At 33.1% G+C, this 20,706-nt stretch carries 28 protein-coding genes; all 28 read left to right on the forward strand.

Features of this window, described 5'->3' with window-relative positions; genetic code table 11:
* Positions 1–25: 25 nt before the first annotated feature.
* The 28 genes from sigK to spoIIIAD all read left to right on the forward strand — a co-directional run bounded on the left by sigK (position 26) and on the right by spoIIIAD (position 20,706).
* Complete coding sequence (gene sigK, locus TMATH_RS05520; protein ID WP_013150253.1) at positions 26–721, forward strand: RNA polymerase sporulation sigma factor SigK; 696 nt, start codon at positions 26–28, stop codon at positions 719–721.
* Positions 722–784: 63 nt separating this feature from the next.
* Positions 785–1,285: a YqeG family HAD IIIA-type phosphatase gene (locus TMATH_RS05525; RefSeq protein WP_012995120.1), complete on the forward strand. Its 501-nt coding sequence runs from the start codon at positions 785–787 to the stop codon at positions 1,283–1,285.
* On the forward strand, positions 1,275–2,129 hold the full coding sequence (gene aroE / locus TMATH_RS05530) for a shikimate dehydrogenase (RefSeq protein WP_012995121.1): 855 nt from the start codon (positions 1,275–1,277) through the stop codon (positions 2,127–2,129). The genes TMATH_RS05525 and aroE overlap by 11 nt, the downstream gene beginning before the upstream one ends.
* A 110-nt stretch (positions 2,130–2,239) precedes the next feature.
* Positions 2,240–3,916 carry a type II secretion system ATPase GspE gene (gspE, locus tag TMATH_RS05535; RefSeq protein WP_012995122.1) on the forward strand — a complete coding sequence of 559 codons (1,677 nt, stop codon included), beginning with the start codon at positions 2,240–2,242 and terminating at the stop codon, positions 3,914–3,916.
* 5 nt (positions 3,917–3,921) lie between these two features.
* The gene (locus TMATH_RS05540) at positions 3,922–4,971 is read left to right on the forward strand and encodes a type IV pilus twitching motility protein PilT (protein WP_012995123.1); all 1,050 of its coding nucleotides are present in this window, start codon (positions 3,922–3,924) and stop codon (positions 4,969–4,971) included.
* Between the two features lie 10 nt (positions 4,972–4,981).
* On the forward strand, positions 4,982–6,193 hold the full coding sequence (locus TMATH_RS05545; protein ID WP_013150254.1) for a type II secretion system F family protein: 1,212 nt from the start codon (positions 4,982–4,984) through the stop codon (positions 6,191–6,193).
* A 24-nt stretch (positions 6,194–6,217) separates the two neighbouring features.
* Positions 6,218–6,571, forward strand: coding sequence for a competence type IV pilus major pilin ComGC (locus TMATH_RS05550; protein ID WP_013150255.1), 354 nt, complete (start codon positions 6,218–6,220; stop codon positions 6,569–6,571).
* Positions 6,572–6,651: 80 nt separating this feature from the next.
* Positions 6,652–7,410, forward strand: a complete 759-nt coding sequence (locus TMATH_RS05555) for a prepilin peptidase (RefSeq protein ID WP_013150256.1) — start codon at positions 6,652–6,654, stop codon at positions 7,408–7,410.
* A 4-nt stretch (positions 7,411–7,414) separates the two neighbouring features.
* Positions 7,415–7,873 carry a prepilin-type N-terminal cleavage/methylation domain-containing protein gene (locus TMATH_RS05560; RefSeq protein ID WP_012995127.1) on the forward strand — a complete coding sequence of 153 codons (459 nt, stop codon included), beginning with the start codon at positions 7,415–7,417 and terminating at the stop codon, positions 7,871–7,873.
* 10 nt (positions 7,874–7,883) lie between these two features.
* A complete protein-coding gene (locus TMATH_RS05565) occupies positions 7,884–8,564 on the forward strand; it encodes a type IV pilus modification PilV family protein (protein ID WP_013150257.1) in 681 nt (226 codons plus the stop codon).
* Positions 8,555–9,064, forward strand: coding sequence for a PilW family protein (locus TMATH_RS05570; RefSeq protein ID WP_013150258.1), 510 nt, complete (start codon positions 8,555–8,557; stop codon positions 9,062–9,064). Before TMATH_RS05565 ends, TMATH_RS05570 begins: the two co-directional genes overlap by 10 nt.
* Positions 9,054–9,587 carry a pilus assembly PilX family protein gene (locus TMATH_RS05575; protein ID WP_013150259.1) on the forward strand — a complete coding sequence of 178 codons (534 nt, stop codon included), beginning with the start codon at positions 9,054–9,056 and terminating at the stop codon, positions 9,585–9,587. The genes TMATH_RS05570 and TMATH_RS05575 overlap by 11 nt, the downstream gene beginning before the upstream one ends.
* Positions 9,588–9,602: 15 nt before the next feature.
* Positions 9,603–9,863 (forward strand): late competence development ComFB family protein, encoded by a 261-nt coding sequence (locus tag TMATH_RS05580; RefSeq protein ID WP_012995131.1) that lies wholly within the window; start codon positions 9,603–9,605, stop codon positions 9,861–9,863.
* A 10-nt stretch (positions 9,864–9,873) separates the two neighbouring features.
* Positions 9,874–10,833, forward strand: coding sequence for a type IV pilus assembly protein PilM (pilM, locus tag TMATH_RS05585; protein WP_013150260.1), 960 nt, complete (start codon positions 9,874–9,876; stop codon positions 10,831–10,833).
* Between the two features lies 1 nt (position 10,834).
* On the forward strand, positions 10,835–11,368 hold the full coding sequence (locus tag TMATH_RS05590) for a PilN domain-containing protein (protein ID WP_012995133.1): 534 nt from the start codon (positions 10,835–10,837) through the stop codon (positions 11,366–11,368).
* The gene (locus TMATH_RS05595) at positions 11,369–12,133 is read left to right on the forward strand and encodes a type IV pilus inner membrane component PilO (protein WP_013150261.1); all 765 of its coding nucleotides are present in this window, start codon (positions 11,369–11,371) and stop codon (positions 12,131–12,133) included.
* Positions 12,134–12,146: 13 nt separating this feature from the next.
* Positions 12,147–12,662: a shikimate kinase gene (locus TMATH_RS05600; protein ID WP_012995135.1), complete on the forward strand. Its 516-nt coding sequence runs from the start codon at positions 12,147–12,149 to the stop codon at positions 12,660–12,662.
* Positions 12,659–13,537, forward strand: coding sequence for a TIM barrel protein (locus TMATH_RS05605; protein ID WP_013150262.1), 879 nt, complete (start codon positions 12,659–12,661; stop codon positions 13,535–13,537). Before TMATH_RS05600 ends, TMATH_RS05605 begins: the two co-directional genes overlap by 4 nt.
* The gene (gene proB, locus TMATH_RS05610; RefSeq protein WP_013150263.1) at positions 13,534–14,652 is read left to right on the forward strand and encodes a glutamate 5-kinase; all 1,119 of its coding nucleotides are present in this window, start codon (positions 13,534–13,536) and stop codon (positions 14,650–14,652) included. The genes TMATH_RS05605 and proB overlap by 4 nt, the downstream gene beginning before the upstream one ends.
* The gene (locus TMATH_RS05615; protein ID WP_013150264.1) at positions 14,642–15,886 is read left to right on the forward strand and encodes a glutamate-5-semialdehyde dehydrogenase; all 1,245 of its coding nucleotides are present in this window, start codon (positions 14,642–14,644) and stop codon (positions 15,884–15,886) included. Before proB ends, TMATH_RS05615 begins: the two co-directional genes overlap by 11 nt.
* A gap of 29 nt (positions 15,887–15,915) precedes the next feature.
* Positions 15,916–16,362 (forward strand): type II 3-dehydroquinate dehydratase, encoded by a 447-nt coding sequence (gene aroQ, locus TMATH_RS05620; protein WP_012995139.1) that lies wholly within the window; start codon positions 15,916–15,918, stop codon positions 16,360–16,362.
* Between the two features lie 5 nt (positions 16,363–16,367).
* Positions 16,368–17,432 (forward strand): M24 family metallopeptidase, encoded by a 1,065-nt coding sequence (locus TMATH_RS05625; protein ID WP_012995140.1) that lies wholly within the window; start codon positions 16,368–16,370, stop codon positions 17,430–17,432.
* A gap of 18 nt (positions 17,433–17,450) precedes the next feature.
* Positions 17,451–18,008: an elongation factor P gene (gene efp, locus TMATH_RS05630; protein ID WP_012995141.1), complete on the forward strand. Its 558-nt coding sequence runs from the start codon at positions 17,451–17,453 to the stop codon at positions 18,006–18,008.
* A gap of 46 nt (positions 18,009–18,054) precedes the next feature.
* Complete coding sequence (locus tag TMATH_RS05635) at positions 18,055–18,498, forward strand: CD1247 N-terminal domain-containing protein (RefSeq protein WP_013150265.1); 444 nt, start codon at positions 18,055–18,057, stop codon at positions 18,496–18,498.
* 95 nt (positions 18,499–18,593) lie between these two features.
* Positions 18,594–19,592, forward strand: coding sequence for a stage III sporulation protein AA (gene spoIIIAA, locus TMATH_RS05640; protein ID WP_013150266.1), 999 nt, complete (start codon positions 18,594–18,596; stop codon positions 19,590–19,592).
* Positions 19,589–20,101: a stage III sporulation protein SpoIIIAB gene (gene spoIIIAB / locus TMATH_RS05645; RefSeq protein WP_013150267.1), complete on the forward strand. Its 513-nt coding sequence runs from the start codon at positions 19,589–19,591 to the stop codon at positions 20,099–20,101. Before spoIIIAA ends, spoIIIAB begins: the two co-directional genes overlap by 4 nt.
* Before the next feature lie 12 nt (positions 20,102–20,113).
* Positions 20,114–20,311: a stage III sporulation protein AC gene (gene spoIIIAC / locus TMATH_RS05650; protein WP_012995145.1), complete on the forward strand. Its 198-nt coding sequence runs from the start codon at positions 20,114–20,116 to the stop codon at positions 20,309–20,311.
* 8 nt (positions 20,312–20,319) lie between these two features.
* Complete coding sequence (gene spoIIIAD / locus TMATH_RS05655) at positions 20,320–20,706, forward strand: stage III sporulation protein AD (protein ID WP_012995146.1); 387 nt, start codon at positions 20,320–20,322, stop codon at positions 20,704–20,706.

Consider the following 20,706-nt stretch of genomic DNA (forward strand, 5'->3'; position numbering starts at 1 on the left):
AATGTTAAAAAAAGGGGTGGCAGCGATGTGGGAAGTTGTTGTTGCAATTTTGGCTTCAATTGTAAAGGAAATCTTAAATCTTGGCTACTTGACAAACACCAACTCTTTTCCCAATCCACTTACTCCAGAAGAAGAAAAGAAATATCTAGAAGCTTATAAAAACGGAGACGAGGAAGCTAGAAATATTTTGATAGAAAGAAACTTGAGGTTAGTAGCTCATGTTGTTAAAAAGTACAGTGGAACAGGTAAAGATATAGATGATTTAATATCTATTGGGACAATAGGGCTTATAAAAGCAATTTCTACTTTTGATTCCTCTAAAGGTACACATCTTGCCACATATGCAGCCAGATGTATAGAAAATGAAATACTTATGTCTATACGTGCGGAAAAAAAGATGAAAGGAGAGGTTTTTTTACAGGATCCTATTGGTGTTGATAAAGAAGGCAATGAAATATCTTTAATGGATGTCCTCGGCACAGAAGAAAATGAAATATCCGAACAGGTAGAGAAAAAAATTCAAATTAAAAAGTTATACAACAAAATGAACAACGTTTTAAAAAATAGAGAAAAGTTAATTATAGAAATGAGGTACGGGTTATATAATGGTAAAGTGAGAACACAAAGAGAAATAGCAAAGATGCTGGGTATATCTCGGTCATATGTTTCAAGGATTGAGAAAAGGGCTTTAAATAAGCTTTTTAAAGAGCTTACTATGTAAAACTGTTTGTATTGACAGTTTATTTTTTTTTATTATATAATTTTAACTAAATGAGGTGAAGATATGTATAAAAAGTTAATTCCTGATATTATCGTGGAAAATATCTATGATATCAATTTAGACTTTTTAAAAGAAAAAAGAATTACCAGTCTTGTCTTAGATATTGACAACACTTTAGTACCTCAAAAATCAAAATTTCCCGACAAAATGACTATTGAATGGCTTGAAAAAGTAAAAAAAGAGGGGTTTAAAATTTGCCTCATTTCAAATAACACTAAAAGAAGAGTGAATGAATTTAAAGAAAAGGTTGGTGTACCTGGAATAGCTTGGGCTATTAAACCGAGAAAAGGAGCTTTTAAAAAGGCTTTAAAGATTTTAGATGCTAAGCCTAATGAGACTGCTTTAATAGGGGACCAAATATTTACAGATATTCTTGGAGGAAAAAGAGCGGGCTTATATACTATTTTGGTTAAGCCTTTATCAAAAGACGAATTAGGATGGACTAAACTGATGAGAAAAGCAGAACAACATGTACTTAAAAGGGTTGAAAGATATGGAAATTAATTCAAAGACTAAATTGTTTGGTCTTATAGGTCATCCTGTGGAACATAGTTTATCACCTTTAATACATAACTACGCTTTTAAATCTTTAAATTTAAATTATGTCTACACTGTTTTTGATGTTTTTCCAGAAAAGCTTGAAGATGCAGTAAAAGGAATAAAAGCTTTGGGAATAAAAGGGGTTAATGTGACTATTCCTCATAAAGAAAAAATAATTAAATACTTAGATGTGGTTTCAGAAGAAGCACTTAAAATTGGCGCAGTCAATACTTTAGTCAATGAAGAAGGAATATTAAAAGGATATAATACGGACGTTTACGGTTTTATAGATTCATTGACAGAAGTAGGAGAAAAAATTAAAGGTAAAAAAGCTGTTGTGTTAGGAGCTGGAGGAGCGTCTAAAGCAGTTTGTGTTGCCCTAGCTTTAGAAAAAATAAATGAAATAGTAATTGCCAATAGAAATGTTGAAAAGGCAAAAGAATTGTCAGAATATATTAAAAGGGAATTTAAGGTTTCGTGTAATTACTGCAGTATAAATGAAGTAGAGAAAATACCTGAAATGGACATACTTGTTAACACTACAAGTGTAGGAATGTATCCTAATGTTGAAGATTCACCTGTTTGCGAAAAAGTGGTTTCACGGGCTAAATTTGTCTATGATGTTATATATAATCCTTTTGAAACTGTTTTTTTAAAATATGCTAAAAGAAATGGAATAAAGTATTCTAATGGACTTTCTATGTTGGTAAATCAGGCTAATTATTCTTTTAAATTATGGACGGGGGGATTTTTCGACAAAAATTTAGTATACAGGCGTTTAAAAGAAGGAATTACGAATAATTTGTAGAATATTTTATAGAGAGATGAAGTGAGGCTATAGGGGGGCACTTTACGCCTCATGGATTGAATGGTGCAACCGGCTTTATGTCGGCTTTATTATTTTTGGAGGTATATTTTATGGTCAGGAAAAAGCTGGGAGAACTTTTAGTTGAAGCAGGGCTTATAACAGAAGAACAACTGAAACACGCAATAGAAGTTCAGAGTAAAACAGGAGAAAAATTAGGAAAAGTTCTTATTAAATCGGGGTATGTTACAGAAAGCCAAATACTAGAAGCTTTGGAGTTTCAATTGGGTATTCCCCATGTTGATTTGCACAAATATTATATTGACCCAGAGGTGGCAAAATTAATTCCCGAAGCTGTTGCTAAAAGACATACTATTATTCCTATAAAAAAAGATAAAGATGGTATATTGGTAGCAATGGCAGACCCTCTAAATATTTTTGCTATTGACGATGTGAAAATTATTACAAAGCAAAATGTAAAACCGTTAATTGCTTCTGAAAGTAGCATTCTAAAAGCTATCGATAGAATATACGGGAAAGAACAGGCAGAGAAAGCAGTACAGGATTTTAAAAAGGAATTCCAAAGTGAAGCTTCAAATGAGCTACCAAGTGAAATACTTGAGGAAGTGCAAAACGCGCCTGCTGTCCGCTTTGTAAATTCTATAATTGAACAGGCAATAAAAAATAGAGCTTCAGATATTCACTTTGAACCTACAGAAAAAGATCTGCGGATTCGATTTAGGATAGATGGTCAATTGACAGAAGCTATGAGAACTATAAAAAGCACTCATGCACCTGTTGTGACGAGGGTAAAAATAATGGCAAACATGAATATTGCAGAAAGAAGACTTCCACAGGATGGAAGATTTGAGTTTGTTTCAAACGAAAAAAATATAGATGTAAGGGTTTCATCTTTGCCTACTGTTTTTGGCGAAAAATTGGTTTTAAGGCTTTTGGATAAAGAAAATTTCGTGATGACAAAGGAACAGTTAGGTTTTGATAAAGAGGATTTAGTGCTTTTTGATAAACTAATAAAAAGACCTTATGGTATTGTGCTTTTAACTGGACCTACAGGTAGTGGCAAAACCACTACTTTGTATGCCATGTTAAAAGAACTCAACAAACCTAATGTAAATATAATAACTGTGGAAGACCCTGTGGAGTATTCTATAGAAGGAATAAATCAGGTGCAGGTTAATGAAAAAGCAGGTCTTACTTTTGCTACTGCTCTTCGGTCTATTTTAAGACAAGATCCAGACGTAATAATGATTGGAGAAATTAGGGATACAGAGACTGCAGAGATAGCTATTCGTTCTGCGATAACGGGGCATTTGGTTCTTTCTACTTTGCACACAAATGATGCAGCAGGAGCAATGACAAGGCTTATTGATATGGGTATAGAACCTTATCTTGTTTCTTCTGCTGTGGTTGGAGTTATAGCCCAAAGACTAGCGAGAAAGATATGCGATAATTGTAAAATTTCTTATAAAGCTTCAGAGAGCGAGAAAAAAATATTGGGAGTAGAGGAAAAGAAAGACTTTACTTTATACAGAGGAAGGGGATGTCCTGTTTGCAATAAGACAGGGTATAGAGGAAGAATTCCCATATATGAGATACTGACTGTTACTTCTAACATCAGAGAACTTATAAACGCTAAAGCTTCTTCTGATGTAATTAAAGAACAAGCGGTGAAAAATGGAATGAAAACTTTAAGAGAAAGCGCCAAAAAATTTGTATTAGAAGGAAAAACCACAATTGATGAAATGTTAAGACTAACTTATGAGGGCTGAGGCATATGGATACAAAAGAACTGTTAAAATTAGTAGTTGAAAAAAAAGCTTCTGATTTACATATAACGGTGGGAGTACCTCCGGTTCTTAGAATTAATGGCTATTTAGAAAAAGTAGAAGATGAACCTTTTACTCCTGAGCAAACAGAAGAAATAGTTAAAGATTTATTGACAAGTGATCAATTGCAAAAACTAGAGCAAAATGGAGATATTGACTTGTCTTATTCAGCTGCAGGATTAGGAAGGTTTAGAATAAATGTATACAAACAGAGGGGAAGCTATAGCCTTGCAATAAGGTCAGTAGCTTTGCAGATTCCTTCCATAGAAGAATTGGGGCTTCCTACAATTCTTAAGGACTTGGCTTTAAAGACAAGAGGGCTTATACTGGTGACAGGACCTACTGGCAGCGGCAAATCTACCACGTTAGCTTCAATGGTAGATTGGATAAATTCTAAAAGGACTTGCCATATTCTTACCCTTGAAGATCCTATAGAATATTTACATAAACACAACAAAAGCATAGTAAATCAAAGGGAAATTGGTCATGATGCGGTATCTTTCGCTTCTGCTTTAAGAGCTGCCTTAAGAGAAGATCCAGATGTTATACTAGTTGGAGAAATGAGGGATTTAGAAACCATTCAAATTGCCATAACTGCTGCTGAGACAGGACACTTGGTTTTGTCGACTCTTCACACAATAGGAGCCGTTAAGACTATTGACAGGATTATCGATGTTTTCCCACCTCACCAGCAGCAACAGATAAAGATACAGCTTTCTAATGTGTTGGAAGGCATTATTTCGCAGCAACTTATTCCCAAAAAAGATAACAGCGGTAGAGTAGTTGCAACAGAAGTTATGATTGCTACTCCTGCTATAAGAAATCTTATAAGAGAAGGTAAAACTTTTCAGATACAATCGGTAGTTCAAACAGGCAGCAAGTTTGGCATGATGACAATGGATATGTCTATTTTACACTTGTTAAAAACAGGAGTTATATCATTAGAGGATGCTTTGACCTATTGCGTAGACAAAGAGAATTTTTCTCGCATGATATAGAGGTGGTTATATGCCGTTATACGCTTACAGGGCGAGGGATATGGCAGGAAATCTTATTGTGGGAACTTTAGAGGTTGATTCTAAATCTCAGTGCATTGACGTTTTAAAGCAAAAAAATTATTATATAATTGATATAAAAGAAGAAATTGTAAAACAGGACATATTAGATTTTGGGTCTTTTAAAAGGGTAAAGATAAAGGATATTGCTGTTTTTTGTAGACAGTTTGCTACCTTGATAAATGCAGGCATTCCTATAGTGACTGCTTTGGCTACTATGAAAGAACAGGTGGAGAATAAAAGATTAAAAAATGCATTGAGAGAAGTCTATGAAGAAGTTCAAAAAGGAAAGTCTCTATCTGATGCGATGAAAAAACAGGGAGATGTTTTTCCTGTGCTTTTGTACAATATGGTAGAAGTAGGGGAAGTAAGTGGAACTTTGGATAAAGTTATGAATGAAATGGCAGACCACTATGAGAAAGAGAATGAATTAAATCAAAAAGTGAAATCTGCTTTGACTTACCCTGTGATTGTATCTTTTGTTGCAGTATTAGTTGTTATTTTTCTTTTGACAAATGTTTTACCTATTTTTGTAGATTTGTTCAAAAATGCTGGAGTCCAGTTGCCTCTTCCCACTCGAATACTAATTGCTATAAGCAGTTCTATATCTCACTATTGGTACTTTCACATAGGAGGAATTTTGCTGATTTTTTATTCGGTTTCGAGTTTTTTAAAAACACCCCAAGGAAGGCGAATTTACGACAGAATGCTTTTAAACATGCCAATTTTTGGGCAATTGAACAGAAAAATTTTAACATCAAGATTTACAAGAACTTTAGGTACATTAATAAGTGCAGGAATACCCTTGATTGCGGCAATGGAAGTAGTAGAAAAAGTTGTAGGGAATACGATAGTTTCAGAAGGATTGAGAAAAGCGCAAGAAGATATAAAAAAAGGCTTACCTCTTTCGGAACCTTTGAAAAAAATGGGTATTTTCCCACCAATGGTAATCCAAATGATAAGTGTTGGTGAAAGTTCAGGTTCATTAGACAGTATCTTGAATAAGGCTGCGGATTTTTATGATGGAGAAGTGGATACAGCTGTGTCACAAATGACTACTCTGTTAGAGCCTTTAATAATTGTTATGCTGGCAATAGTTGTAGGATTTATAGTTGTGTCAATAATTATGCCACTGTTTGAATTGTACAATTTTATAGGCCAATGACATGTAGAAAGGGGGTGAAAAAGTATGGAATGGTTTGTAAAGGCATTAAACAAGGATGAAAGGGGTTTTACATTAATTGAATTGATTGTTGTCATTGCAATTTTAGGAATACTGGCAGCAATAGCTGTGCCAAGGGTGACAACTTCATTAAAAACAGCAAAAGATAATGCTGATATAGCAAATGCACAAATTATAGGACAAGCGGCTGAGAGGTATTATATAGAGACAGGGAACACCACCGATAACATAAAAGATTTAGTTGATGCAGGATATTTAAATAAAGTTCCACAACCTGCTGATGGTGGCCAGTTCACACTTGAAATGAGTGACGATGGAAAAGCTACAGTTAAGGTTGGAGATACACAGCTTTATCCATAAAATATTAAAATAAAAGGTGTTTAATGAATATTAACGGGCACATTTTTGTGCCCTCCCTATTATTTTTTTAGGAGGTCATTATGGAAATACTACTTTACATATTCATATTTTTATTCGGCACAATTATAGGAAGTTTTTTAAATGTGGTCATACACAGAGTGCCAAGAAAAGAGTCAATGGTCTATCCTCCTTCTCATTGCCCTAAATGTGGACATGAATTAAAAACTATTGATTTAATACCTATATTGAGTTATATTTTACTTAAAGGAAGATGTAGGTATTGTGGAGAAAAAATTTCAATAAGGTATCCTACTGTAGAAATGTTGACTGGAATTGTATTTTTGATAATTTATCATAAATTTGGCTTAGGTTTTAAAGCTTTTTCTTACATGTTTATAGCCGCTATTTTAATAGCTGAAAGTTTTATTGATATAGATTACAAGATTGTACCAAATAAAATTATTTTAGTTGGTTTTATAGGCGGAATAATTTTTAGAATCCTTATGTACAACTATGGGCTTATTGATTACATCGTGGGATTAATTTTAGGTGGAGGAATTCTCTTTCTCATCTCTCTCATTTCAGGAGGAGAGATGGGGGGAGGAGACATAAAACTTATGGCATTAATTGGTTTTTTCATAGGATGGAAGCTTACAATTTTAGTACTTTTCCTCTCTGTAATCATTGGAGCATTGGGTGGCGTTATATTAGTAGCTTTGAAAATTAAAGGAGGAAAGGATTACATTCCTTTTGTACCTTACATTTCCATTGCATGGTTTATTTCAATTTTATACGGGTATGAGATTCTTAACTATTATATAAAGTTTATTAGAGGTTAGAGCTATGAAAAAAGAAGAAGGATTAACTTTAATAGAACTGGTGACGGTTTTAGCTATTTTATCCGTTATAGTTCTTATAGTTATTCCTTCCTCTAACTTTTTTGATACGACAATGTCAAATGTAAGGCTTACTCTTATTGCCCATGAGGTTGTAAGTGACTTAAGATACATACAGCAAAAAAGTATTTTTGAAGGAGAAATTTTATATTTTAAAAGCAAATTAGATAATACAGGATACTACATAAACAGATATGATGACAATAAAAATGTTAGGACAAAAAATTTGCCTAAAGGAATCAAAATAAGTAAAAAAGATGGCGGAAAAGTAGAAATATACTTTAATCAGATGGGAACTCCTATTGGAGCTTGTACAATAACTTTAAAAAATGATAAGGGAAGCGAAATTTACATAAGTGTAGCAGTCGTTACAGGGCGCATTATGATAAGTGGGAAAAACTATTAGGAGTGATTTTATGAAGATTTTAAAGGACAACAAAGGTATGACTTTAGTAGAAGTACTTGTTTCAATAGCTATATTTGCAATAGTGGCAATACCTCTTTTGGGCATTTTTAGTCAATCTGCTATAACTTCTGCTAACTCTAAGATAAAGACAAAAGAAGCTACTATTGCGCAAACAATTGCAGAAAATATAAAAGGGGGGATTGTAAAAGATAATTTAGATTTAGCCCAAATAGTAAATGACTTTGAAAAGGAAGGCTTTTTAACTTATGTAGAACGAAAAACTTCTATAGGAGATCTTTCTCAGTATCAGATCAAAGTAGGAAAAATTGGTTCAAACACTCCTATGTATATCCTTTATGTTATGGCGCCTAAGACGGAAATTACTTCTTATGTTCCAGTAGAAATACCTTCTGAGGAAGACCATAGTGGAGATGGTAGTGGTAGTAACGATGTAATAAAGCGTGTAGTAGACCTGATAACAATAGTAATAATTGCGACATGGACTGCTTTATTTTTAGGTTTCGTAGTAGTCACGTTAGGTTGGAATGAGTTTACCAAAACAAAAATTTTGACTATTGCAAACACGGTTGTTAACATGGTAAAAGAGGACGTTACTAGTTTAAAAGAAATAGGGACAAAAGCTTCAGAAATTGCCGGTGTTAAGGTTCCATGGTGGTTAAAATGGTGGTAAAACAAGAAGAAGGATTTACCCTCATTGAACTTATTGTGACATTGGCAATACTCGGAGTGGTAATAGGAGTTTACTCTTTGCTGTATTATTCAGGATACAAGTCTTTTGTAAGCACGCAGAATAATGTAGATGTAGAGCAAAATGTTAGGATTGCAATGAATTATATAGTGTCCTTGTTAGAAAAAGGGCCTTCTGAAGTTGAGATTATTGATAATGGCTATGGTCTGTCTATAAAAAAGGTATTAACTAAAGAAGGCTATCGCGATTATAAAATAACTCTAGAAAGTCCTATTCTTTATATTCATATCAAAGAATCTGATACAGACAGCAGAGGGAGTAAGCTTCAATTAGCTGTTAATATTTATGATTTTAAGGTGACTACAAAAAATGATAATATGATGAATATTGAAATAACTGGGCAAAGTGATGATAAGGGTTCTAACAGGTTTTCTCTTTCTACAGAGGTTTTTTTAAGAAAGAGTGATATAAATGTTAAGTGAAAGAGGCTCTGCCTTAATTTTTACTTTAATAGTAATTTTGATTCTCTCGGTTTTAGCTGTAGCAATTTTAGAAATAACTATTACAAATTACAAGATTTCTTACGCATATGCTAATTCCATATCAGCTACATACGCTGCTGAAGCAGGATTAGAAAAGGCAAAGAGTGAGTTTAACTCTGATTTATTAAATACTTTGTCAAATATAGCAAGGACAAAAATTAATGCAAATGCGGGCAAAGTTTCAAATGAAGTTTTGACACAAGATATCTATAGAGATGTAGCTTCATACCTTCAACAAAATGTGTTTAGTAAATATCCTCAAACAGGATATTTAGGTGATAATGGTCAGAAATATACTGTAAAAAGTATTAGTTTAGATAGTAATTATGTTAGAACGACTTATACTATACACATATACGCCGAAGGGGAATATAAAAATTTTAAAAAAGAAGGATATGCTCAGTTAATTATAAACTTAGAGTCAATAAGTCCACTTACTGTTTCTAAGTGGGAAATAAAATAAGGAGAGGGTTTTTTTATGCATCTTAAAAATTACATGGAAGACGCTGTTGAGCAAATGATGGATGAGGTTTTGAAAGATTTAGACGTTTGTAAATGCTCACGATGTAGGATGGACATAAAGGCTTTAGCACTTAACAATTTGCCTCCAAAATATGTTGTATCAGAAGAAGGAGAACTGTATGTAAAGACAAATGAGTTGGTAAGGCAATTTGAGGTAGACATAATAAAGGCTATAACAATGGCTGCTATTAAGGTAAACAACAACAAGCGCCATTAGGAGGTAAAAAATGCTTGGAATTGAAATAGGGAATTTTAATACAAAATTATTAATTGTAGAAAAAAACAATAAATTTTTTGGTAAAAGGTTAATGATAAATACGCCTTCTAATGTGATAACTAATGGTAAAATTATGGATATAAATTCATTGGCAGATGCAATTAATGAGACTTTGAAAAGGAATAATGCCAAAGAAAAGCAAGTGTGTTTTACTATTTCCAGCTCAAATAATATAGTAAGGGATTTAGAATTGCCACTAATGAAAGAAGAGGAAGTCGAAAAGGCCTTATACTATGAAATTGAGCAATACATTCCTGACACTGAAAATTATGTAATAGATTATAGATATTTACCTAATATTGCGGAAAAAGACAAAACGATTAGAGTACTGATTGCCTCTTCTCCCAAAGATATAATAGAAAAATACGTCAAATTAGCAGAAATGTTAAAGTTAAAATTAGAAGCCATTGATATTTACAGCAATTCAATTTATAAAGCTTGTAAAAAGGTGAATTTAGCTGAGGGAATAGTGTCAGTTGTAGATATAGGGGCAGTTGTTACCAACGTGATGGTGATTGATAACGGAAATTACATTTTTAGTAGGAACATAGAGTTTGGTGGAAATAAAATTACACAAATAATTGCAAATGCCTTTAATATAGATTTTCAAGCAGCAGAAGAATATAAAAGGGCAAAAAAAATTATTGGAGAAGAAAGCTATAAAGACATAGAAGAAACTATACTCTTCTCCTTTTCGGAAGTGTTTCAACAGTTAAGCAGGGTATTTGACTTTTATTATGCTACATATCATAAAAATATACAAAAGATTATCATGATAGGCGGTACTTCTAAACTTTTGGGCTTGAGAGAATACGTGGAAAATTATTTTAGGATACCTACTTTTGTGCCAGAAACAGAAGATTATTTGTACTTTTTACCTGTTTATGGATGCCTTTTAAGGGGGGAGTAGATTGAAGGATATAAACCTCATACCAGCTGAACTAAAAGAACAAAAAATGCGAAGAAAAAAGCAATTATCCCACCTTTTTTTTGTATTTGCTTTAATTACCATTATTTTTGCCTTAATAGCCTTTCCAATGGTGTATATCAATGAATTGTATCAAGATTTAAAATACGTAAATAATGAATTAGGCAAGTTTAAAGACATTTCACAGTTGCAGCAAAATGTAAAAGATTTATCTCTTTACATAGATAAGAAGAAAAGCATAATTAAAAAATTACAAAGCCAGAAACTGGATGCAGTAAATATGTTGGAGAATTTAGCCTTAAATATACCTGAGAAAGTCTCTATTGACGTTTTGAAGTATGAAAACAATATTTTAGAAATAGATGGAGAAGCATTTTCAGAATCTGATATTGCAGCTTTTATGCTTAATCTTAGAGGTCTAAATTATGTAGAAGACGTGAAAATAGAATCTATAGATTTGACTGATAGAGGCCTTTTAAAATATATTTTGCATGTAAAAATCAAGGTGGTATCGTAGATGAAGCTTACCAAGAGAGAAAGAGTATTAATTTATTTTGCTATTGTACTTGGATTTTTAGCGCTTTATTATCAATATTATTTAGCTCCCAAAATTTTAGAAATACAAAATTTATCAGTTGAATTAAAAAGTAAAAAACAAATTTTAGAACAAGTAGCTGCTTTAAACAATAAAAGTTTAAAAGAAGGTTTAGAAAAGCAACAAACTCAACTAAAGGAATTAAGCATGATTTTACCAGAGGAGAGGGATATAGAAATTTTTCTTTTTAATTTACAACAAATGGTCAATGATACAGGTGTAAAGACAAAAAGCTTAGCTTTTGGAAACCCAGATCAACCTCAAGATGAAACTAATAATAGAAAAAAAGAAGATTTTGTAACAATACCTGTAAATATTACTGTTTCAGGTAATTACGATGAGATTATAGCTTTTCTGAAAGAAATACAAAATTCTAAGAGACTTTGTAACATTCAAAGTTTCTATATTGAAAAAGATACAAATCAGAAAAATCTTCTTTTGACTCTTCAAGTTTTTATTTATTCAATGAAAGACAGTGGTGGTGCTTCAATACCGATAGATTTTTCAAAAGGCAAAAATGACCCTTTTAAGCCTTTATATGATAATACCACAAGTGAGCAATCGAATAATGTAGAGCAACCTTCCAATCCTCAAATTCCACAAAATCTTCAGAATATAGACATAAATAAAATAATAACTGATACTGTAGAAAAAGTTTTGAAAGAAAAAATACCTTCATTGCCTTAGGGAGGAAATTTCAATGAAAAATATTGTTTTAACAGGTTTCATGGCTACTGGCAAAACTACTGTTGGCAAAAAAGTAGCTACCACTATGTCTTTTGGTTTTACAGATACAGATAAAATGATTGAAAAAATGGCAAATATGACTGTTTTAGATATTTTTGAAAAATATGGAGAAGAATATTTTAGAAAATTAGAAAAAATGGCAGTTAAAAAAGCAGCCCGATTAAAAAATTTTGTCATAGCTACGGGGGGAGGAGTTGTATTAAACCCTTCAAATGTTGTACAATTAAGAAAAAATGGTATAGTTATTTGCCTTAAAGCAAGGCCAGAAATTATAATGAGAAATATAGGAAAGAATAAAGAGAGGCCTCTTCTTATGGTGGATAATCCAGAAGAGAAAATAAGACAGCTTCTAAAAGAAAGAGAGCATTTTTATAGGTTTGCCGACTACACTATTGATGTCTCTGATATGACTATAGATGAAGTAGCAGATGAGGTTATAAAAGCTTACATTAGACTTAAGAAAGGATGAGGGGATTGACAATAAAATTTGGACCTTCTGGGAATTCTGATAGGTTCTACAAAGAAGGGCATAAGTCTTCTCTAGAGATGCCTGAATGGCTCCATAACATGGGACTTGATGCGTATGAATATTCTTTTTCAAGGGGAATAAAAATTAGCGAAAAAATGGCTAAAGAGCTGAAAGAAAGAGCAGAAAAGTTTAATATAACTATTACTGTTCATGCTCCTTATTACATAAACTTAGCTACTACGGATAAAACCAAAATGGAGAATTCCAAAAGATATTTAATAGATAGTTTAATTGCAGGAAAATGGATGGGGGCTAAAAGGGTAACTTTTCATCCTGGTTCGGGAACAGAAGGGGGGAGAAAAGAGGCTTTAGAGAGAGCAAAAAAACTTTTAAAGGAAATTTTAAAAGAGATGGAGGATAAAGAACTCACCGATGTAACCATATGTCCAGAGACAATGGGAAAGAAAAACCAATTGGGTACTTTAGAGGAAGTAATGGAACTTTGCAATGTGGATGAAAGAATTATTCCAACAATAGATTTTGCCCATTTACATGCCAGAGACAGGGGAAGATTCAAGACTATAGATGATTATGCTGAAGTTTTAGACGTTATTGAAAAATATTTGGGAAAAGAAAGGTTAAAAAGAATACACGTCCATTTTAGTAGAATTGAATATACAGATCAGGGAGAAAAAAGGCATTGGACACTAGCTGACACTCAATACGGGCCAGAATTTGAGCCTTTGGCACAGCTTTTCTATGAAAGAAAGATGCAGCCCATTGTTATATGTGAATCGAGAGGAACTATGGCAGAAGATGCTTTAAAACTTAAAAAGATATATTTAAATGTTGCCAAAAGGATGTCGGAAATATGAGAATTGTAGTAAAAGTTGGCACAAGCACTTTGACTTATGAAAATGGTAAATTGAATTTAGAAATAATGGAAAAGTTAGTAAGGCAAATCGCTAATTTATTAAATAGGGGAGAAAATGTAATATTAGTAACCTCTGGAGCAATTGGGGCAGGTATGGGAAAATTAAATTTAAAGGAAAAACCTAAAACCATTCCAGAAAAACAATCTTTAGCGGCTATAGGGCAAGGGCTTTTAATCGAAATTTATGAAAAGTTTTTTAATGAATATGGAAAAATTACCGCGCAAGTTCTTTTGACTAAGGAAGATTTTAGCGACAGAAAAAGATATTTGAATGTCAGTTATACCTTGTCAAACCTACTAAGATGGGGCGTTGTGCCAATAATAAATGAAAATGATACAGTAACTGCTGAGGAAATTAAAATTGGAGATAACGACACTTTAGCGGCGTTGCTTGCTAGTTTAGTTGAGGCTGACCTTTTAATAATTTTAACTGACATCGATGGGCTTTATGATAAAGACCCACGAATTTACAAAGATGCAAAAATTATAGAAGTCGTAGAAGAGTTTTCAGAGGAATTGTTTAAAATTGCTGGTAGTGCTGGGACAAAAAGAGGGACGGGGGGGATGTATACAAAAATTCAAGCAGCGAAAATATGTTGGAATTCAGGAGTTAAGATGATTATAGCGAACGGGAAAATTGACAATGTATTAAACCGGATAACAAATGGCGAGAAAATTGGTACTACATTTTTGCCTATGAAAAAGCCAATAAGTAGCAAGAAAGTTTGGATTGCTTTTAATGCGAAAGTGAGTGGGAGACTTTTTATTGATGAAGGCGCGGCGAAAGCAATTGTAAAGCATGGGAAAAGCCTATTGCCAAGTGGAGTTGTAAAGACTGAAGGAGATTATGATGTAGGAGACTGCGTTGTAGTGTTTGACCATCAAGAAAAAGAAATTGCTAGAGGACTTATTAATTATTCTTCAGAAGAAGTTGAAAAAATAAAAGGTTGTAAAACTCATAGTATAGAAAAAATACTAGGTTATAAGTATTATGATGAAGTAATCCATAGAGATAATCTTGTAATACTTGCAAGAGGTGAGAAGTATGGAAGTTGAAGTGAAGGCGAAGCAGGCAAAAGCTGCGGCTAGAAAAATGGCTGTTGTGGATGAAAATACAAAAAATTTGGCTTTGAATCACATGGCAGATGCTTTAATAAAAGATATAGGAAAGATACTCGAAGCTAATAAAAAGGATGTTTTAGAGGCTGAAAAGAGGAATATAAAAGCTTCTCTTATAGATAGATTAAAACTTGATGAAAAAAGAATTGAAGCTATGGCAAAAGGATTAAGAGAAATTTCTACTTTTCCTGATCCCGTGGGCAGCATAGAAAAGATGTGGAAGAGACCAAATGGACTTCAAATTGGCAAAATGAGAGTGCCAATTGGGGTAATAGGGATAATTTATGAATCTCGACCAAATGTGACGGCTGATGCGGCAGGCCTTTGCTTGAAATCGGGGAATGCGGTAATTTTAAGGGGAGGAAGTGACGCGATCAATTCCAACATAGCAATTTCTTCTATTCTTGCCAAGGCTGCTTACGAAGCTGGAATTCCTGAAGGGGCAATACAACTTATAGAGAATACTGATAGAGAGGAAGTAAACCGCATGATGAAGTTAAATGGTTTAATTGACCTCATTATTCCTCGAGGGGGAGCCAATCTCATAAAAAATGTCATTGAAAATTCTACAGTTCCTGTGATAGAGACAGGAGTAGGCAATTGCCATATTTTTGTAGATGAAACAGCTAAGTTTAATATGGCGAAAGACATCATTGTGAATGCAAAAGTTCAAAGGCCAGGGGTATGTAATGCAGTAGAGACAGTTTTGGTTCACAAATCTATTGCAAAAGAATTTTTACCTTTAATGGTAGAAGAATTGACCTCTTTGGGAGTAGAAATAAGAGGATGTCAAATTACAAAACAAATATGTCCTCAAGTTAAAGAAGCTACAGATAAGGATTGGGAAACAGAATACTTAGACCTTATACTGGCTGTAAAAGTTGTGGATAGCATAGATGAAGCTTTAGACCATATTTCAAAGTATTCCACGGGTCATTCTGAAGCCATTATTACAGAAAATTATGAAAATGCTATGATGTTTTTAAAGTCTGTAGATTCGGCTGCTGTGTATGTAAATGCTTCTACTCGCTTTACAGATGGAGGAGAATTTGGTTTCGGGGCAGAAATAGGAATAAGCACACAAAAAATGCACGCGAGAGGGCCAATGGGACTTGAGGAGCTTACTACCTATAAGTATGTAATTTTAGGTAGTGGACAAATTAGGGAATAAGATATATTATAGTAAAGTGAGGTGAGATTATGAAAAGAGTATTGATAATTCATGGCCCTAATGTAAATTTGACAGGAAAAAGAGAAAAAGAGATCTATGGAGATATAAATTACGAAGAAATAAATAATATGATAAAAAGAGAGGCTGCGAAATTAGATATTGCTGTAAAGATTCAGCAATCTAATAGTGAAGGAGAAATAATTAACCTCATTCATTCTGCAGAAAACAATTTCGACGCTATAATTATAAATCCTGCAGCTTATACTCATTACAGTTTAGCAATTATGGATGCTATTGCAGCAGTATCAGTTCCAGTGATAGAAGTTCATATTTCAAATATCTTTGGAAGGGAGGAATACAGGAAGACTTCGGTTACTGCTTCTAAATGTAAAGGTGTGATAACAGGGTTTGGACCTTATAGTTATGTCCTTGCTCTCAATGCAGTTAAGTATTTAGAGGATCCAATTGGGGGGTAAAAATTTTGAATAAAAGACTGCAAAATTTAAAAGAGTTGATGAGAAAGAAAAACATAGAAGCTTTTGTTATATACAAACCTGTTAATGTTACATATATCACAGGTTTTACTGGAGATGACAGTGTAGCTTTTGTTACTCATGATAGAGCTATTTTTATTACAGATGGAAGATATACTGAACAAGCAGTGAAGGAAGTCAAAAATTTTGAAGTTATAGAACATAAAAATGGCATAAAAGAAGTTTTAAAAGAATATATTAAAACATTAGGGATAAAAAAACTGGCCTTTGAAGAAAGTGTTTCTTACGGGCAGTATAGGGAATTAAAAGAGTTTTTGGAGATTGATCTAATACCAGAGGTTAATGTGGTTGAGACTTTGAGAATGGTAAAAGATGATCAAGAAATAGAAAACATAAAAAAAGCACAAAATATTACGGATAAGGCTTTTGAGTATCTGTTAAATTTCATTAAAGTAGGAATGACAGAAAAAGAAGTAGCATTAGAATTAGAGTACTTTATGAAAAAACAAGGAGCAGAAGCTCTATCTTTTGATACGATTGTAGCATCAGGTAAAAGGTCCTCTCTCCCTCATGGAAAAGCCTCTGAAAAAGTGATAGAAGAAGGTGATTTTGTCACAATAGATTTTGGATGTAAAGTAAATGGTTATTGTTCTGATATGACAAGAACGATTGTTATGGGAAGAGCGAGTGAGAAACAAAAAGAGATATATAACATAGTTTTAGAAGCACAGCAAAAAGCAATAGATAATTTAAAAGCAGGACTTATGGCAAAAGAGGCGGATTTGTTAGCAAGGTCTTTAATTGAAGAAAAGGGCTATGGAAAATATTTTACTCATTCTTTAGGGCATGGTGTAGGGCTTGAAATTCATGAAGCACCTAGCTTGTCCTTCAAAAAAGAAGAAATTTTAAAAGAAAGGGTAGTTGTTACAGTAGAACCGGGGATATATATTCCCGATTTTAGTGGCGTAAGAATCGAGGATATGGTATTATTAAAAGAAGATGGTGTTATAAATTTAACCAAATCACCTAAATATTTAATTGAACTAAACTAAAACAATGGAGGGATTTTTTTGATCGCAGCGGGTGATTTCAGAAAAGGAGTAACTATTGAGGTTGACGGACAGGTTTTTACAGTTGTTGATTTTATGCACGTTAAACCTGGAAAAGGTGCTGCTTTTGTAAGAACGAAACTTAAAAATGTTATGACAGGGGCTGTTATAGAAAAAACTTTTAGCCCAACGGAAAGATTTGAGGAAGCAATTATAGAACGGAAGGAAATGCAGTACCTTTATAATGATGGAGACCTTTATTATTTTATGGACACAGAAACCTACGAACAAATTCCTTTAAATTATGACAAAGTAGAAGATGCAATTAAGTTTATAAAGGAAAATATGACTGTTACAGTAAAGTTCTATAAAGGTGAAGCTTTTTCCGTTGAGCCTCCTACTTTTGTTGAGCTGGAAGTCGTGGAGACAGAACCTGGGTTTAGAGGAGATACTGCAACGGGAGGTTCTAAGCCGGCAACTGTAGAAACTGGTGCTGTCATCCAAGTTCCATTGTTTATAAATGTTGGGGACAAAATAAGAATCGATACTCGAACCGGAGAATATTTAGAGAGGGTATAAACGCAGCAAATTGTCGAATACTATTTTGTAAAGGAGGGTATGTGATATGGAATATTTAAACGAAAGAGTTTCCTACTTAAGAGGATTAGCAGACGGTTTAGGGATAGATGACAGCACAAAAGAGGGGAAAATAATTTTGGCAATTTTAGATACTTTAGAAGATTTTGCAGATGCGATAAATGAGCTGGAAGCTTCTCATTCTGAATTGGACGATTATGTGGGAGAAATAGATGAAGACCTTTCTGAAATCGAAAATCACATATATGGCGATGAGGACTATGAGGATGACGACTATGAGTACAATTATGACGATGAAGAGGATGAAGAGGAAGATTATGAAGAGTATGTGGAAGGAGAATGTCCTAATTGCCATATGTTGATGAGTGTAGAAGAAGAGCTTTTAGATGATGAAAATGCTGAATTGGTATGCCCTCATTGCAATGAAACCTTAAAAGTAAAAGATTTGAAAATTGTAGATGACGACGATTAATGAAAATGCCCACTAGCGAAAAGTTAGTGGGTGTTTTTTTTATTCATAAATATCTAATCTTACAAATATAATTTTACAAGAGGAGGGACAGGTATATGAACACAAGAAAGAATTTTGAAGAAGTTCTTTATGCTCTTCCTCCATCAGTAAGAGAGGTAATTACAAAAATTCCTGATGCCCTATTACAAGAAGTAGAGGAAATACGCCTTAGAGTTAATAGACCTCTTACAGTTTATTTACGAAATGAAGAAAAGTTTGTATCAAAAGAAGGGACAATGTCTTTTTTACCTTCTTTGGCCTATATCGTTACTTCTGAGGATTGTGAAAAAGCTCTTCAATTAATATCCAAATCTTCTCTTTATGCTTTTGAAGAAGAAATAAGAAACGGATATATTACCTTAAAAGGTGGTTACAGAGTTGGTATAGTTGGAAAATGCGTTTTAGAAAATGGTTATATAAAGACTTTAAAGAATATTTCTGGATACAATTATCGAATATCAAAAGATATAATAGGAGTGGCAGAGGAAATATTAAAATATTTAATTAGTACTTCTAACGGTGTATATAACATTTTAATAATATCACCTCCTCAATGTGGCAAAACCACCCTCTTAAGAGATATTGCAAGATGGATAAGTAATGGAATAGATTTTTTAGGCTTTACGGGTAAAAAAGTAGGTATAGTAGATGAGAGGTCAGAGATTGCCGGCTGTTACAATGGCATTCCTCAATTGGATGTTGGAATAAGGACTGATGTTTTAGACGGATGTCCTAAGGCTCATGGAATGATAATGCTTATAAGGTCAATGTCCCCGCAAGTGGTAGTGACAGATGAGATAGGCAGAAAAGAGGACATAGAAGCGATTCATGAGGTGTTGAATACTGGTGTAAAGATTATAACTACAGTTCATGCTAACGACATTGAGGACCTCATGAAAAAACCTATTTTAAAAGACGTTATTTCTTTAAGATATTTTGAGCGTTATATAATTTTAAGCAATCGTTTAGGGGCAGGTACAGTAGAAAAAATATTAGATGAGAATTTTAATACTTTGTTTAAAGGGCCATATAGGAGAGGAAGGATTGACAAATGAAATTATTGGGAATGGTTTTGGTTATTTTTTCCACCAGTAGTTTGGGGTATTTGTTTGCTTTGAAATATAAAATGAGGCGCTGGATACTTAAAAGTATGATATCTTCGTTAAACCTTTTGAAAATAGAAATAACATATTCAAAAGCCCCATTAGGAGAAATACTCATGGAAATTTCTCATTCTTTAGATAAAAGTGTAAAATTTGCTTTTTTAAAGACAGGGATGATACTATCACAAAATGAGGGTTACACTGCAGGAGAAGCATGGGAGATTGCTTTAAAGGAATGGGACAATGGCTATCTAAAAAAAGAAGACATAGAAATTTTGAAATCTTTTGGATATGGACTTGGCAATTCTGACGTATACAACCAAGAAAAGAATTTTGATTTAGCTATTGAGCTTTTAAAAAGGCAACTTAGTAACGCAGAAGAAGAAAGTAAAAAAAATGAAAAACTTTACAAAAATATTGGGGTTTTAGCAGGACTGGCGATAAACATATTGTTTTTATAGAGGAGGATTATAATGAACATAGATATAATTTTTAAAATTGCAGCAATTGGCATTTTGGTAACAGTATTAAATCAAGTATTAATACGTTCAGGGCGAGAAGAACAAGCAATGATGGTAACATTAGCAGGAATAGTAGTAGTGTTGATGATGGTAATAAATATGATAAACAATTTGTTTAACACAGTAAAAACAATATTTCAACTTTATTAGGTGATAGAATGGAAATATTTCAAATTGTTATTTTGGGAATAATAGTTTTAATTATTTTGACAGTTCTAAAGGAAACAAATCCTGAAATGAAAATAATTTTAAGTTTGGTAACCGGAGTCATCATCTTTATGATGATTCTTCCAAAACTTAGCGCAATCGTAGAAATATTGAATACTCTTGCTAAAAAAAGTGGCCTTGACAATATTTATTTTATGACAACTTTAAAAATCATTGGAATAGCTTACATAACGGAATTCGGAGTTCAGCTGTGTCACGACGCGAATGAAAAAAATTTAGCTTCAAAGATAGAAATAGCAGGAAAAGCAATTATAATTTTTTTATCAATACCTATAATTGTTGCATTAATTGAAACAATTCTTTCAATAATACCGTGA

The organism is Thermoanaerobacter mathranii subsp. mathranii str. A3, from assembly GCF_000092965.1.
In the GTDB taxonomy this organism is placed as follows: Bacteria; Bacillota; Thermoanaerobacteria; order Thermoanaerobacterales; family Thermoanaerobacteraceae; genus Thermoanaerobacter; species Thermoanaerobacter thermocopriae.